This window comes from Pullulanibacillus sp. KACC 23026, from assembly GCF_029094525.1.
Taxonomy (GTDB): domain Bacteria; phylum Bacillota; class Bacilli; order Bacillales; family Sporolactobacillaceae; genus KACC-23026.
In genome coordinates this window covers 906,987-923,136 of the sequence record NZ_CP119107.1, presented here as the reverse complement: position 1 = coordinate 923,136, position 16,150 = coordinate 906,987, and the positions used below count along the sequence as shown (strand labels likewise).

General features: G+C 42.3%; 10 protein-coding genes. 2 read left to right on the top strand and 8 right to left on the bottom strand.

The features are described 5' to 3' along the window. Positions 1 to 478 precede the first annotated feature (478 nt). A complete protein-coding gene (locus PU629_RS04030) occupies positions 479 to 2,782 on the bottom strand; it encodes a glycoside hydrolase family 3 C-terminal domain-containing protein (RefSeq protein ID WP_275282990.1) in 2,304 nt (767 codons plus the stop codon). A 236-nt stretch (positions 2,783 to 3,018) separates the two neighbouring features. Here PU629_RS04030 and PU629_RS04025 point away from each other — a divergent pair, with 236 nt between their 5' ends. Continuing rightward, complete coding sequence (locus tag PU629_RS04025) at positions 3,019 to 4,236, top strand: AraC family transcriptional regulator (RefSeq protein WP_275282989.1); 1,218 nt, start codon at positions 3,019 to 3,021, stop codon at positions 4,234 to 4,236. Between the two features lie 97 nt (positions 4,237 to 4,333). Here the strand turns inward: PU629_RS04025 and PU629_RS04020 are convergent, their stop codons facing one another. From PU629_RS04020 to PU629_RS03990, 7 genes are all read right to left on the bottom strand, one after another. Beyond that, positions 4,334 to 5,119 carry an SDR family oxidoreductase gene (locus PU629_RS04020; protein WP_275282988.1) on the bottom strand — a complete coding sequence of 262 codons (786 nt, stop codon included), beginning with the start codon at positions 5,117 to 5,119 and terminating at the stop codon, positions 4,334 to 4,336. A gap of 131 nt (positions 5,120 to 5,250) precedes the next feature. Beyond that, positions 5,251 to 6,606: an MATE family efflux transporter gene (locus PU629_RS04015; protein WP_275282987.1), complete on the bottom strand. Its 1,356-nt coding sequence runs from the start codon at positions 6,604 to 6,606 to the stop codon at positions 5,251 to 5,253. Positions 6,607 to 7,320: 714 nt separating this feature from the next. Then, positions 7,321 to 8,718: a four-carbon acid sugar kinase family protein gene (locus PU629_RS04010; protein ID WP_275282986.1), complete on the bottom strand. Its 1,398-nt coding sequence runs from the start codon at positions 8,716 to 8,718 to the stop codon at positions 7,321 to 7,323. A 25-nt stretch (positions 8,719 to 8,743) separates the two neighbouring features. Then, the gene (locus tag PU629_RS04005; protein ID WP_275282985.1) at positions 8,744 to 10,045 is read right to left on the bottom strand and encodes an MFS transporter; all 1,302 of its coding nucleotides are present in this window, start codon (positions 10,043 to 10,045) and stop codon (positions 8,744 to 8,746) included. A gap of 152 nt (positions 10,046 to 10,197) precedes the next feature. Next, positions 10,198 to 11,460: a ribulose-bisphosphate carboxylase large subunit family protein gene (locus PU629_RS04000; protein WP_275282984.1), complete on the bottom strand. Its 1,263-nt coding sequence runs from the start codon at positions 11,458 to 11,460 to the stop codon at positions 10,198 to 10,200. A 33-nt stretch (positions 11,461 to 11,493) separates the two neighbouring features. Then, complete coding sequence (locus PU629_RS03995; protein ID WP_275282983.1) at positions 11,494 to 12,519, bottom strand: zinc-dependent alcohol dehydrogenase; 1,026 nt, start codon at positions 12,517 to 12,519, stop codon at positions 11,494 to 11,496. A 58-nt stretch (positions 12,520 to 12,577) separates the two neighbouring features. Beyond that, entirely contained in the window at positions 12,578 to 13,246 is a 669-nt protein-coding gene (locus tag PU629_RS03990; protein WP_275282982.1) for a class II aldolase/adducin family protein, read from the bottom strand. Between the two features lie 286 nt (positions 13,247 to 13,532). On the opposite strand from PU629_RS03990, the gene PU629_RS03985 reads away from it, so the two are divergent. After that, positions 13,533 to 15,449 (top strand): sigma 54-interacting transcriptional regulator, encoded by a 1,917-nt coding sequence (locus PU629_RS03985; protein WP_275282981.1) that lies wholly within the window; start codon positions 13,533 to 13,535, stop codon positions 15,447 to 15,449. Positions 15,450 to 16,150 lie beyond the last annotated feature (701 nt).

Genomic DNA, 16,150 nt, shown 5'->3' with positions numbered 1-16,150 from the left:
TAGTTTGGCCTCCTGGTATTTTCATAGTTTCTTACCAGTATGGCCATATTAATCTCACAATAAACTAAATATTAAATAGCGAGGAAGCATAAATATGAGGATTTCATACGCACTTCTAGAGCAAATAACAAATTTGAAAAAATCCTAACGGCTGGTATTGAGGAGGGGATTTTTAGAGAAGATATTAATCCAAAACTGTTGAGTTCAACTTTCCTCCATTCTACTTTTGGTTTAGTTCAAAGATTAGCCACACGACGAAATATCATGAGTGACCAGCCTACAGAAAACGATCTCTTGATTCTTGAAAGTTTTATCATGACTTTAATGATTTCGGTGCTAAAAAATTAGTTTTTCTTTTAAACAAGAAGAAGGTACCGATTTTTAATCGAGCACCTTCTTTATTAATTTTTTTTATACAAAAAAAGCTGACCCAGTAGATGATAACTGAGTCAGCCTTCTTTTTTAATTTTTTCAAATGTTACTTAGAAACATTGCCTTCCTCTTCATAAGCCGCATTCAACTGATCAATGGCTTCCTGCAGTTGTTCCTCTGTAATAGTACCTTGGCTGAATCCGACAAGTGCACGAAGCGGCAGGTATTTCATCATAGCGGCCATCATGTCTGCCCCTTCTTCGTCGTCAGCTGCACTCATGAGTAGATTGTTTTCATTTAATTTAGCCAGTACTTGTGATGCAACTGGAGCTAAAACGGAATCACTCAAAAGATCACCGATCGTTGTGTTGCGGTGTACGGTTAATTTTGGTGTTCTCGATGAAATAACCTTAATCGAATCACTTAACAGGATGTCCTGTGAGGATTTTCCTATTAAGATCTCAAACTCGCCTGTTTCAACATCCCAATCCTTTAACTCAGTATTGTAGAAAGCAAAAGCCCTTCTATCTAGAGTGAACGTCACCGTTTTAGTTTCGCCAGTTTCAAGAGCTACTTTTGCAAATCCCTTCAACTCTTTTTCAGGGCGCGCGACAGAGCTTATCACATCCTTAACATAGAGCTGAACAATCTCTTTACCCGCGAGTGTTCCGGCGTTCGTGACATCAACCGTAACAGTCACAAGATCCGATTCTTGAGCTTCTTTTTTATCAACCTTCAAATTACTATATTTAAAATTCGTATAGCTTAACCCGTAGCCAAAAGGAAATAGCGGCTTCACTTGCTTGGTGTCATAATAACGATAGCCAACAAAGATATCTTCTTTGTACTCTACGCGATCACCTTCACCCGGGAAGAACAAATAAGATGGATTATCACTCAACTTTTGTGGGAAGCTTTCAGCTAGCTTGCCACTTGGGTTAGCATATCCAAATAGGAGATCTGCAACGGCACCTCCAAGACCCTGCCCGCCTAGATATCCTTCTAGTAAGCCTTTTACTTTACCAAGCCAAGGCATTTCGATCGGTGCCCCATTGCTTAATACCACAACCATATTCTTTTGGACCTCATAGACTGCTTCGATCAATTCAACCTGGTTGGCCGGGATATTTAAATGCTCGCGATCATAGCCCTCTGACTCATAGCGATCGGGAAGACCAAGAAAAAGAACGGCGACATCGGATTGAACAGCTGCTTCTTTTGCCTCAGTGAGGAGTTCTTCGTTGGTTTGATCACGATCCAAATCATAGCCCTTTGCATAGAGGACATTAGCTTTTCCTGCACATTTTTTCTCTATTTCCTCTAAGCTGTTTTCCAATTTGGTCGGATTGACATGGGAGCTTCCTCCGCCTTGGTAGCGAGGCTTCGTCGCGAAGGCACCAATTACCGAGACAGGCCTTTTTTTATCGAGCGGGAGAATGCTGTCTTCGTTTTTCAAAAGCACCATGCATTCACTCGCAACCTGACGTGCCAAATCATGATGAGCTTCTTTGTCGAATGCAGCGTTCTGGTCTTTCGAATCAACAAATCTAAAAACAATAGAGAGAATTCGCTCAACAGCTTGATCAAGTGTTTCCTCAGAAAGTGAGCCATTTTGAAGCGCATCTAAGATCTTCGTCTGTCCCACACCATAGCTTGCCGGCATCTCAAGATCAAGACCAGCCTTTAGCGCATCAACGCGCTCATTAACCGCTCCCCAGTCAGACACCACAAACCCTTCAAAGCCCCATTCATCCCTCAAGATTTCCGTGAGTAGTCTTGGATTTTCGGAAGCAAAGGTCCCATTTACTTTATTGTAAGAACTCATGACTGTCCATGGCTGTGATTCCTTTACAGCCCCTTCAAAGCTTGCCAAATAGATTTCCCTCAAAGCCCGCTCAGATACTTCAGCACTCGTCGTCATCCGGCGATGCTCTTGGTTGTTAACTGCAAAATGCTTCAAGGAAGTCCCTACGTTTTTACTTTGGACACCTTTAATATGATTGGCTGCCATTTGCGAAGAAAGATAGGGATCTTCAGAAAAATACTCAAAGTTTCGCCCGCAAAGAGGTGAACGTTTAATATTGGCACCAGGTCCAAGGAGAACCGCAACATTCTCAGCCTGACATTCTTCACCAAGTGCTTCTCCAACTTGTTGAATTAAATCACGGTCCCAGGAACAAGCAAGTCCTGCTGCCGATGGAAAACAAGTGGCTGGAACACTATTAAACAAGCCTAAATGATCGGAGCCTTCTGCTTGTTTGCGCAAGCCGTGCGGACCGTCCGTCACCATAACCGATGGGATCCCGAGACGATCAAGACCTTGTAGATGCCAAAAATCCAATCCCGAAGCAAAGCTAGCTTTTTCTTCTAATGTCATTTGCTGAATAAGTCCTTTTAAATCACGTTCCATTGACTGACCCTCCTCAAAATCTCAACTCGAACTTCCTCGATAGGAACCAAACCTAATCTCAAGGAAAAGCCCTAAACTCACATGGAAAAGGACTGATCCTCCAAGAAGGGGCTGAATCTCAAAGTTTCGAGGAAGCGTTTTCTCTAATTTTATTTTAGCCCTTTTTCAAATCCATTTATGTTATGATTTTAGTAAATTCGGTACGTTTTTATGTATTTAATAGAGAGGAAGTCGTAATGATGACGTCTACTCAAAAGATATGGAACATTTGTCAGGTGATCTTTGAATCTTATATTATTCCAATCGTTTATATAGACTCGTATCACGATTTGGTCTTTGACTTGCCTATCTCGAATGGAACAAAAAGCTTTCATCGAATGAAGCTTGCTTCATTCCTATCTCCAAAAAGAGAAACGCCTATTTTGGTCATGACCCATCACTCGGAGCTTTTTCTTGTCCAACCAATTTTAGGTGTTGATTCACCAAATGGCGTACTCCTTTTAGGTCCTACTCTGCCATTTAAGCTGAGAGAGGAACAATTAAAAGGGTTAATCAACGATTCTGCAGATTTAAGAGATAAGCAAGGGGCTTTGCAAGACTTGCAGAACATGACTGTCCTTAATCAAGACCAATTGACTAGCCTAGGCCTGCTTCTCCATTACATGATCTACGAAGAACGCCTAAATCGAGAAGTCATTGGCCTTTTAAAGATTCAACCTCCTAAAGAGAAGGAAGTTGAAAAACAAGATACCCTATTATCGCAAAATCGGCAGTCCGAACACTTTCATCATGATCCGTCTTTTGATCAGCATTTCTTCGATTCTATTGAGAAAGGTGACAAAGAGGCTTTTTTATATTGGCAAAACAAAATACCTGAAGAAGAATTAGGAATGTTATCAAGGACGAGTTTTTTGAGGAGCAAAAAAAATTTAGCGATATCAGCAATTGCCGTTGCAACTCGATCCGCCATTAAGGGGGGGTTACATGCTGAAGCGGCTTTTACTCTAAGTGATCTCTATATTCAGAGAATCGAGGACACGTATCAGCCAGAAAACGTGGATGCCCTATTCAAAGAAGGCATGTTAACCTTTATTGATCAAGTCAATCACACACGGGAACAACACTACTCTAAACCTATTGCCAAATGCCTTAACTTCATTTATAAACACGTATATCAACCAATAACACTTAAAGACCTTGTTAAACAAGTGAACCTGCACCCAAGCTACCTATCCGAGCTGTTTAAAAAGGAAGTCGGGATCACTATCCGGGATTATGTTCATCAAGCAAAAATCGAAGAAGCGATCTCCCTGATTTCATTTTCAGATTACACCTTAACAGAAATTAGTAACCTGCTTAATTTTACCGACCAAAGCCACTTTACCAGAGTTTTTAAAAAGATCACAGGAACCACACCGAAACAGTATCAACTTAAGGGGGGTCTGACCCCTTAAGCCGCACCATCTACCCTTTTGCACTATATATTAGGTGGGGTCTGTCCCCTCTGCGCCTTCAAATGCTCCAAAATACCTTGTGAGGGGTCTGACCCCCTTACAATAGTGATTCTGCGCCGTCAATGTAGATTTCGCTCCCGGTTATGTGGCTGGACAGGTTGGAGGCAAGGAAGAGAACGAGGTCGGCCACTTGTTCGGGTTTTCCGGGATGATGCTCCAGCGGTTGACTCCCTTTAGGATATTTAATAGGAATTTCAACTTTTTTCAAGTTCTCTTTCTCTTTCCACGTGTTCTCGCCGATATTGGTTTCAATGGCACCTGGACAAATAATATTGACTCGAATTCCATAATTGGCAAGTTCGAGTGCTGCCATCTTTCCAAAGCCCATCTGACCTTTCTTGGACGTACTGTAGGCGGACATGCCAAAGCCCCTAAAGGTCCTATTTCCATTAATCGAGCTCGTGATGATCACACTTCCACCCTTTGTCTTTAGGTGAGGAATCGCGTATTTGATCGTTAAAAAAGTACTTGTTAAGTTATTCGAAATGGTCAATTCCCAGTCCTCTGGTTTTAAATCCTCTATGGGGGCCACTTCACCATTAATGCCGGCATTCGCAAAAACAACGTCCAGTCTCCCCCACTGGTCCATCGTTTTTTTGTAGGCGTTCTCCATTTCCTTAGGATGAGCGACATTGGCTTCCAAAACAAGGGCCTCGCTACCCAAATCTTGAATTTGCTTTTGAACCTCTGCCACATTTTCTTTATGTAAGTCAACTAAGGCAACTTTAGCCCCATTTTCAGCTAGCTTTAAAGCAGCCGCCTTTCCGATCCCAGAACCAGCTCCAGTCACGAAAGCAACCTGATTTTCAAGCAGCTTATCCACATTAATAACCTCCTAAAAAATAGTCGTTATTACTATACCCAAGTGAAGCCTTTTCAATGAAATGGAGGCAAACAGTGCACCAAAAAGGGGACGGTTGTCGCGTTTTGAAACGCGAGAACCGTCCCCCTGTTTCAATTGACCCATGAGACGACAGGTGTATCTCCTTGTGTTTTGGCTGACGTCCATTTGTAGGTCATATAGCGCCATCCGTTTATGAGGCCTTGTAAGACGTTCAATGAACACAATGAAGTCCAGGCGCCTACTTGACCAAGGTGAAAGACGGAGGTTAACAGGATGGTGCAAGGGATAAACAGAACCCAGTTTAGGATCAGGGCGGTTCGCGACAGGAAGGTGGTATCCCCCACCCCACGCAGTCCTCCTGCAAAAATAATCCCGGCCCCATTAAATAATTGGATAAACGAAGCCAAGTGAATCAAGGAAATCGCGAGCAAATAAACCGTGGCTTCTGGCGTATACAGTTTTGCAACCGGTAAGGCAAATAAAAACAAGCCAATCGAAAACAAGGTCATAAAGCCTAACCCTAAGTAAGTGGTGACCAAACCGAACTTTCTTGCCTCAAGTGTTCGACCCCTTCCAATTTCCTGGCCGACGCCAATGGTGGAAGCAGAGCCAAATCCATTCGAAGGCATAAAGCCAAAGGAAAGGATATTCAGAGCAATTTCATTGGCGGCAATCGCGACCGTCCCAAGCCGAGTAATGCAGCTCGTAAAGATAAGCATCCCGAGACTGTTGGATAATTCTAATGTGCTCAGCTTCGCACTCTCAACCAGCATAAGTTTGACTTGATAGCGCTCAATGGATACCCATTTACGAGTCTTATAGGTTTTATTAAGGACAGCAAAATAAACGAAGGCGCATAAAACAAAAGCAATCCCTTCAGCACAAAGGAATCCCCAAGCTGCCCCTTGCAGACCGAGATTCGGAAATCCAAATTTTCCGTAGCCTAGAACATAAGCTAAGATGACAACCGTGGCACTGTTTATTATTGAAATAATCATAGGGGTTCGAGTATCCCCAATTGCCCTAAAGTAAGCAAAGAAGACCGTATTAAATATCGTAAACATAAAGGCAGCCATTCTTATTTGAAAATACGTCGTACCGAGAGCCAAAATAGTTGGATTAGCCCCCATCATCTTCAAAAATTCATGGGGTGTAATGAAACTCGCAATCAAAACAAGAATGGAAATAACAGTAGAAAAAAGAAGCGCGATTTGCATGCGCTGATTGCCTTGTGCCATGGTTTTTGAACCAAAATTCTGTGCCACCAGATAATTGATGGTCCCTTGAATCCCCGCAAACAAGGCCCACATGTTATACATGAGAACGTTCGTAATACCAACGATCGCAATGGCCGCCGCACCCATTTTTCCAACGATCATTAACAGAAGAAGTCCAGTAAATGTCATAGAAGAAAAGGTGGCAATAGAAGGGATTGCCAATCGAAGGATTTGGATGACTAGTTTCATAGGCTTATAGTCTCACTCCATGCCTGACTCTAAATTTAATAAGACTTAACTCAATCATGCGACCCGTAAACCTTATACGTTTTTAATCTTGGATTCACCAATGGTTAGATATAAAAAGGGCCACATAAAAAAAGAGATACACAGCCTAACCCTTGCTTCTCATTTCGACCGTCTGATCCCTTTTTAAAACGAACCTTAGAATGATATAAAACACCCTTTCTAGGACAGATTTCACTTCTCATACTTGCCCTGCCTAAGCCGCCGATAATCTAACGGTTCAAGCACACTAAACCAGGGTTTTCATTATTCACAAGGTCATTTACCAATTGTCAACTCGCATGACAATTTTATTAACATTAGAAAAGCAACTCGTACAATCATCCTCCTTATAGAAGATAAACGACAGCAATATTGGACAGCGTTCATCGACTAAATTGAGATTTGTCACTATATATTAGCACGATGTATTTTTAAAAACAATTTCTTTTTTCGAAATAAAATAAAATTAAAACATTCAATAAAACAGCGCTCCCCACGCTAAAATACAAGGGGACTCTGCTAGTGCTGGCTTGCGAAAAAACTGGCTTAAATAGCGAGCGGGGACAGACCTCCTTTAGAGCAGTTAGTCTTTCAGTCGTGGTCTATCCCCACCAAAAAACAGGAAAGTCATAGGCTTCGACTTCCCTGCTTTTTAGCTGGTTTTATAGGATTCTCTTAAGCCTGGACCGAGTTCGGTGCACAAGTTAAGACTTTGCCGAAATAGTCGACACTGCCAAATTGTCCGCCTTTTAATGCTAATTCTAATCCGTCAAGTCGCGGGTCATCTGAGTGACATCTGGACAACGGGGCACCTGGTGAAATCGACGTCACCATTTCTAATGCGTAGATACCGAGCTGTCTTGTAGCATAACTGGAGGTATCCCCGCCGGCAACGACTAAGCGTTCAAGGCCGGTCTCTTGAATGACAAGCTTGGCGACTTCACCTAAGTAAGAACCGAGGATTTTGCTGGACTCCGAAATGGAGGCGCCACGTTCTCTGAAGACACGCTGATTTTCCTTAATGCTTGGATCATCTGGTCCGAGAGCGGTATAGATAATCACACTTTTTCCGTGTTTAACGATCTCAGAAGCCTTATCAACAATGTTCTGCATCGCTGCTTGACCATTTTTGTCATCCATGACTTCTTGCAGTGACAGATGAATACCCTCGAAACCATTAGTCAATGCCCACTGAAGCTGTTGTTCCGTAACCGGTGAACAACTCCCTGAAACCACAAGCAGTTGATCAACCTCTTTAAAGGCTGGGCGTTTGCTGACCTCAACAATAGACGCTTGCTGGACAGCTGAAATGGCATGCCCGACTCCAGATGAACCGATTAGGAATAAGGGTTCATCTGAATATCGGGATAAAGCAAGCAACTCACCCACTTTATCCACGTGCTCTTTCCTTGAGGAATCAAAGACAACCGCTTTTGATTCTTCAGATACCTTTCCCTTAAAAGTCAGCTTTAAAGCTTCCATTGGCTGCTCTAAGTCCACCACGTTGATTAATTCAATGCGTCCCGCTAACCCCTGATCCTGTAATAGGACACGTAAATCGGCTTCGGACATAGGCGTTATAGGATGCCTTGACATAACAGGATGCTGATCTAATCGATAAACGTTCTCCCCCATTGCCGCAAAATGATTTCCAAAAACGGTGTAGCGTCTTAAGTCAGGTGACGCGACAAATACTGGCACCGTGACCTGAGAATCAAAAACCTCTTGACCAATTTCTAAAACAGTCGCAATGTTTCCGATAGTTTTTGAGGAATCAAAGGTGGAGCAAACTTTATAATGCACGTACTCGCTGCCCAAGCTCTTTAACCCTTTAAAAATTGACGGTAGTTCCTGCTTCATTTCTTCAGGGCTCATGACCCGGCTATTTCCAGCAACCCCAACACACTTAATATGCGGAAAACGCCTTAAAACGGATTGATCGGGAACCTCTAGAAACAAGACGGTTGGTAATCCATTAATCGTGAGGGATTCCATGGCATCTGTTGAACCCGTAAAATCATCCCCATAAAAGGAAAGAACGAGCCTACTCTCCTTTGACGTTTCACTCTGCATGTTTTTCCCTCCAAACCACTGTATCTTAGATGTTTATTTTTCTTGAATAGTTAATGCCAATAGATCCAATAGCCATAAGGAGACCCGAAATCGCAAACGTAACGAATACCCCCGCATAGCTGTTGGTTGCTTGAACAATAAAACCAATTAAGATGGGAATGATGATCCCTGCAATATTTCCAGAGAAGTTCATCGCACCAGTTAGTAGACCAACATGCTTTTTCGCCGCAAGTCGGGCGGGAACACTCCAGAATAATCCACCCCAACGAAGGAAGAAATTAGCAAGTGTAATTAATAGAATGGCAGCGCTCGCTGTGTTCACATGGTTAACCAAAATGATAGCTACTGCCACGCCGACTCCAGCAAATCCTAGCATCGTCCGTAAAACCGCGTTTGCAGAAGCACCTTTTCTAATTAAGAAGTCTGCTAATTGGCCGGCAAAAACCTCACCTAAGAAGCCGGCACCAAAGATGACAAATGTCCAAACACCCGTTATTCCAAGAGAAATATGCTGCTGCTGACTAATATAAGTTGGAGCCCAAGTAAGAAGACCAAATAGAACGATATCATAACCGAAGAAAGCAAGGAGAAGCATCCATGGGCTTAGATGTAAGAAGTAGTTGCCCGCTTTCCCTTTTACATCATCTTCTTCATCTTCCTCATCAATTTTTGAAAGATATAATTTTTCTTTCTCCGTCATCCAAGGATGTTCAGCCGGATTATTGCGCATAAATAGGATGGCAATGACACCAATCAATACCGTGATCGCACCCACGACACCGAATGCAAGTCGCCAAGAGCCTAACCAAATAATAAGACCGGTTACAAAAAGTCCGCCAATGGCCGTTCCAAGTGGTCCGCCACCGTCCACAAGCGTGCTCCCACGAGAACGTTCATGTCTTCTCAACCAGCGAATCAAAGAAGTATTGGCACCGTTTTGAACAGGACCTTCAAAAATCCCTAAGAACATACGCATGCCCATTAACGTGGCAATACCTGTCGCAAAACCTGTAAGGGCTTCCGCAATCCCCCAACCAATTAAACTGGTCGCGACCACCTTACGCGGCTTCAACTTATCTACGAGCCAACCTCCTGGAACCTGCATTAGAGCATAGGTCCAGCTAAAGGAACTTAGGATAATACCAATCGTAACGGAATTAATATGAAGCTGCTTACTAATTAAAGGCATTGCGATTGAAATCGACGATCGATCAATATAGTTAATAATCATTACTAAGATAAAGAATGAGAACATCCACCAGCGTAATCCAGGAAGTTTAAACCCGGTCGGATTCTCCAGCGGTTCTTGTTTTTTATTGGCCAACATGGTGACACCACCTAATTTTTAGTCAATTTTTTCTGTATTATTTATTAATAGTTTTAAGTTAATAGATGACATTCTCTTCCCATTATACTTTGTCTTTTTTAAAAGAAAGATTACCAGACAAGTTTTCAAACCATTTCTTAAAAGCGCTTACTTTATTTTCCAAACTTCTCTATAGCTCGAGCTAATTCGGGATGAGTTTCGGCATAAGCTTCCAATGAAGAGCCGGTTAATGCGGCTTCCCATCCCTGCTTCATACTTTCAACTCCTGCCGCTGCACCATCAGGATGAGCCATAATCCCGCCGCCTGCCAAATGAATCAGGTCGACTGTCTTCATCGCGTTGTAGGAGCCGATGGCGGTACCCGCCCATTGCCCCGAAGAAAGGACTGGCATCACGGTGTCCTCACCGAACATTGGTGTTAAGCAATCTTGCACAGAACGAATAACAGTTGCATTGGACTCGTAAAATTTACTGTCCAGGCCATTTGTATGAAGATGATCCACACCAGCTAAACGGCATAATTTTTGATAGACCCGAAAATCCATCCCCAGTAATGGGCATCGCGTCATCGCCCCCCATTGATTTCGATGTCCGTGTATCGGCACCTGCGAGTAGTTTCTAAGATAAGAGACACCTGTATAGCCAACACTATTAATCCCAACCATCACACAATTTCCACCCGCTGCGACGACTGTATCGTGGTTTTCTCTTAATTCATCCATATCTCCAGTTATATTAAACGCATACATGACCTTCTTACCGGTTCGATCGGCAGCCCGTTCTATTTCCTCCATCACAACCTTTACTCTTTCCTTTAGAGGTGCATAAGGAGGATTCGCATTGAGCTCATCATCTTTAATAAAATCTATACCAGAAAGAGCCAGATGCCGAACCAAAACCCTTAGTTCTTCTAGCGGCAGTCCAATACTCGGTTTGACAATCGTACCAATCAAAGGCCTCTCATAAACATTCGCCAGTCTGCGCGTTCCTTCAATCCCAAACTGCGGCCCTAAATACTTATCCATAAACGCTTCAGGTAATTTAAGATCAATTAATCGGAGACCGGAAAACTCACGAAGCTCATACAGATTGCCCGCTACCGTTGCCAAAAGATTGGGGATGGAGGGTCCAAAATTATGAAAAGGAAACGAGAGCACGACCTGTCCGCGGTGATAAACCGCCTTTTTATCTTTTACTAGGGGCTTTGCTCCCGGCAATGTCGGATAATAGCTGGCATCCACTTCTTTAACGGACACGATTTTAGCCCCGTGTTGTTCCTTAAGGGCTTCTGTTTCTCCAGGAACTGAAACAAATGTACCCGTTGATTGTTCACCTGCCATAACTTCTGCCGCGTATTCCAAAGAATAAGGCGTTTCAATCAAATAGGTTGCTAGAACACGTTCTTCACTTTTCAATTTTCGTTCCCTCCATTCTTAGGGAAGCTTCCCTTAGTCAAAAGTAACAAGGATCTTAAGCGGATTATCTTCCTTTTTCTCCATCATTCTAAAACCATCTGCCGCCTGCGTATAAGGTAAGACGTGCGTAACAATGGCATCTGTTGGGATTCGGCCGGAAGCAAGTAAATCAACTGCGGTGATCGTATCCTCGCGTGTATAACAGAAGCAGCCCACTAATTCTTTTTCTTGACCTTGAAGCTGCATGATATCTAGAGATTGCTCACCATGGAACATTGCAATAGTCACGACACGGCCGCCTTTTTTCACGAGAGAAAGGGCCTGATTAACAATGCCAGGGACGCCGATCGCAACGAGGACTTTATCAAAGGACCCACCAATCATTTCCCTTGCTTTATCGAGCCAATTATCTTTTCCACTAATGTTAATCGTGTGCGTGGCACCCATTGTTGTAGCTGTATCTAAGCAATAATCAAAGACATCGGTTGAAAGAATCGTAGTAGCGCCCGCTTCCTTCGCAACAGCCACAGCTAATAATCCAATCGGGCCTGATCCAAGAACAGCCACTTTATCCCCAATTTGAATATCAGCTTGACGAATCGCATGAACCCCAACAGCAAGTGGTTCAGATAGCGCCCCCACTTTGTGATCCATATTTGGGGGTAAGACGAAAACGACATCTTCATGAGCGACAAAGTTTTCAGCCATGGTGCCATACCAATTCCCAATACCAGGTGCTTGACGATGATCACAATAGTTCGTTTCACCTTGCAGGCAGTGCTCACATTTACCACAGCCTACCTGAGGCTCAACTGTGACTTTATCTCCCACTTTGACACGTGTGACCAGGCGGCCATGCTCTACAACTTCTCCAGAAATTTCATGGCCAATAATAACGGGAGGCTGACGAAATGGATGAAGTCCTTTATAAGCATGAATATCCGATCCGCATATTCCGGCTGCCTTAACTTGAATACGTACATCGTGGTCCCCTAGAGGAGCGTTACTTACATCAGTAACAACTACAGAATAAGGACGATCTATCATAACAGCTTTCATGTCAATAACACTTCCTCGTAGATGTAGATTTAATAATATTGATTAATTCCTTTTAATTCTACTTTTGCCAAATTCTCTTCCTAGGTTTATACCGCGCGTTTTCTAAGAAATCACGAACCACCTGATCGGGAATCTTTGTTAATGGGATCCCTGCTGATTTTGCCGTTATAATCATTCGGCAGGCCATTTCCAGGGTTTCTAATCTCATAACAGCATCTGAAAACGAATCATCAAAAAGAATAACCCCATGATTTCTCAAAATAAGGACATGGCCATTTTCAGCTTGTTCCTTAACCGCCTCCCCTAACTCAGCGGTGCCAGGATGAAAATAGTCTACATAAGCAACATCCTCAAGGAAGTACATCGTTTCAACAAACAATTCCGAAACAATCGGCTCCTCACTTGATGCCATTAATGTTGTATAAAACGGTGAAGAGTGAAGAATGACATTAGCATCCTGACGCACTTGGTAAATTCCTGTATGCATAGGGACTTCTTTAGATGGCTTACGGTCTCCCTCCCAGTCACCTGTTTCAAAATTAACGAAGGCAAAATCGTTAGGTTGGAGGCTTCCCATTTCTGTACCTGAAGCCGTAATTAACATTTGCTTGTCATTTAGCCGAGCACTGATATTTCCAGATGTCCCCCATGCGAGCTGGTTAGCTAAAAGATACTTACCTGTTTCCACCAATTTTTGTGATAGCTGCTCTTGCTTTTCTAAAGTCACTTTCTTTGACCTCCTTTCGCACACTTTTCTATATGCAAGTTTCATGCCAACAATAGAAAAAAATAAAAATAAAAAACGACAAAATAATTACTTATTTGCGAAAACAGTTTAATAATAAGGGTTTTCGGATTCCCATATTTTTTTATCAATAAATACGCTTTCATTCATTTTCAAAAAAACGCTCTCATTTCTAAATTCAAATATGATATACTTTTATAAAAATTGAAACATAAGCCGTTTCATTTTGAAACAGCGTTAAAATATTGAAAACGAGAGGCGTTCTATAATGAGCCAAATTATCGTCATTGCCCCTTCAAAGGAGTTTGCTGATACCGTTCGGACAGCTGTCGGCGATTCCTACAAAATTTATGCGCCAGAAAGCGATCGGGATTTTTCGTTTGAAGAAACGGTTCCAATTGCTAAGCAAGAAGAAGCTAATGGGGCGGAGGTCATAATTACCCGAGGAGGCCAGGCCACTCTTTTAAAACAAAAGCTTCATATCCCTGTCGTGGAAGTCAAAATGACTGTACTCGATATCCTGAGAACAGTTCATTCCTTAAAGACCCGTTATCAAAAGATTGGTCTCATTGGAGTAGAAAACATTATATGTGATTATCGTGAGCTCGGAAGCTATATTGATATTAAAATTTACCCGGTCTTCTCCTATGAGCATGACTTAGATCTTCAGGTTAGAAAAGCTATTGAAGACCAAATCGATTTTGTTGTGGGTGATGGAATGTCCATCGACTACACGAAAAAATTTGGCTTGCCTGGAATTAAGCTCATGCCATCTAGCTCAAGCGTCCATGAAGCTTTCGATATGGCCGAAAACCTCATTCTTGCGCGTTTTCAGGAACGGAAGATTAATGAGCAATTGCGAATGATTCTTGAAACCGCCCAAGATGGGATCTTTATCATCTCCAACGATTCTCAGATCATATTGGCGAATAATCGGGCAGTCGTTCTTCTTAAACAAGACCCTAACTCTTTTATGAACCACCAAATAGAAAGCGCTTTGAATTCAGAACAGGAGCTGCTTCACTTAATAAATGAGAAGCAGGAATTTAATGGGGAAATTGCCAAACTGCAGGACTCCGTCGTTTCCGTTTCGAAACGAACCATCGTAGTTGGCCATGAGAAAATAGGCTGGGTCGTGACTTTACAGGACGTCACACACATTCAGAAGCTAGAGCATAAAATCCGCCGTAAATTAAGCCATTCTGGATTTGTCGCCAAACAAAGCTTGAAGGATCTCGTGGCGGTTGCTCCGGCAATGAAAAATGTGGCAGAAAAGGTGACTCATTTTAGTCAAACCGATTCGACTATATTACTTCAAGGAGAGACAGGTACGGGGAAAGAATTAATTGCTCAAAGCATTCATAATCAAAGCAATCGAAACAATCGGCCTTTTGTTCCAATTAACTGTGGGGCGCTTCCTCCTAATCTACTTGAGAGTGAGCTTTTTGGTTATGAGCCTGGGGCCTTTACAGGGGCTAGTCGAAATGGGAAGGCAGGGCTCTTTGAACTGGCCCATAGCGGTACGATCTTCCTTGATGAAATTGGTGAAATGCCTCTTGAATTGCAATCACGTCTATTGCGTGTGATTCAGGAGCGTGAAATCATGCGCATTGGAGGAAGCTCGATCATTAGTATCGATGTTCGGGTTATCGCAGCTACCCATCGCGATATACAAAAAGACATCAGCGAAGGGAAATTCCGGGCGGATCTCTACTACCGGCTGAACGTGCTAACTATTCCGCTCCCCCCTCTTAGAGAACGCAAAGAGGACATTCCAATACTTGTGAGCAAGCTGCTGAATAAGCTTTCCAATCGGTACAATTGTCCAAAGCCCGTCATACCAAACGAACTGATTAATACGTTTTTAAACTATTCTTGGCCTGGTAACATCCGGCAATTGGAAAATATATTAGAGAAATTCGTGGTTCTTTCGCAGACTGATATTCCAAAAGAGATGGTCTCTATTGAAATGATCAACGAACTGAATGATAAAGTTCAAGACAACTCTGCTATTGAAAAGCGTTCCATGTCCCCTAGTTATGAAGGAACACTTAAAGATATCGAAAAACAGGTCATCCTTAACCATCTAGAAAAGCTCAACGGCAACAAAGACTTAATCGCTCGAAAGCTAGGCATCAGCCGTGCTACGTTATGGAGAAAATTAAAAGACATCGAGGCACAATAGGAATAAAAACAAAGAAAAATTCAGGTGAACGTTTGATTGACCTTCATTTATCGCCAGACTTTTAAAGGCTGTTTATCAAAAAAACGCATCCATCATTGAAACAAAATGGATGTGTTTTTTCTATTTTTTATTAAAAGATCAATCATTTTAAAAAATGGCTGCAGCCCAGGCATCAGCGGGGCTGTCCAATAACGAAATAGGGCGAGGATCAGTTATTATCATGATCAATAGCGAGTTATATTGTGGAAATCTTATATAAATTTGTTAAACCGTTTGGGATCTTGTTATTTGAAGACAGATGGAGTTATACCGAATTTGAATGATAAAGGCTTCTATATGCACCGATTCAAATTCTGATGTTTATCAGTATCTTGGCTCTCATGCCCTTTATGCTAGGTTTAGGCTTCAATTAGAAGAAGACGCCCTCAAAAGTTCGCCTCCTACACAAAAAGATAAATTCAAATTGGCACGAAAATTAACCGTAAAAAAACATTGTGGGATGGGCTAAAATTTGAGAACTCATAGTATGCGCTGTGTCTGATCACTTGTAAGTTTTTTTTATTAGACTAACAATAAATTAGGAACTAAAAACATTATCACCGTTAGCTGAATAAGAAAAAGACGATACCTTAATAAAGTTAACGGGTTTACTTGTGAGATGCAAAACGCTAATTATCACCTTCAATCACCCTACTATTCAC

What these genes read in the sequence shown, in the direction of transcription:
- PU629_RS04025 (WP_275282989.1), top strand. Translation starts at nt 3,019, where the DNA reads ATGATGACGTCTACTCAAAAGATATGGAACATTTGTCAGGTGATCTTT.
- PU629_RS04005 (WP_275282985.1), bottom strand. Translation starts at nt 10,045, where the DNA reads ATGTTGGCCAATAAAAAACAAGAACCGCTGGAGAATCCGACCGGGTTT.
- PU629_RS03995 (WP_275282983.1), bottom strand. Translation starts at nt 12,519, where the DNA reads ATGAAAGCTGTTATGATAGATCGTCCTTATTCTGTAGTTGTTACTGAT.
- PU629_RS04030 (WP_275282990.1), bottom strand. Translation starts at nt 2,782, where the DNA reads ATGGAACGTGATTTAAAAGGACTTATTCAGCAAATGACATTAGAAGAA.
- PU629_RS04015 (WP_275282987.1), bottom strand. Translation starts at nt 6,606, where the DNA reads ATGAAACTAGTCATCCAAATCCTTCGATTGGCAATCCCTTCTATTGCC.
- PU629_RS03985 (WP_275282981.1), top strand. Translation starts at nt 13,533, where the DNA reads ATGAGCCAAATTATCGTCATTGCCCCTTCAAAGGAGTTTGCTGATACC.
- PU629_RS04010 (WP_275282986.1), bottom strand. Translation starts at nt 8,718, where the DNA reads ATGCAGAGTGAAACGTCAAAGGAGAGTAGGCTCGTTCTTTCCTTTTAT.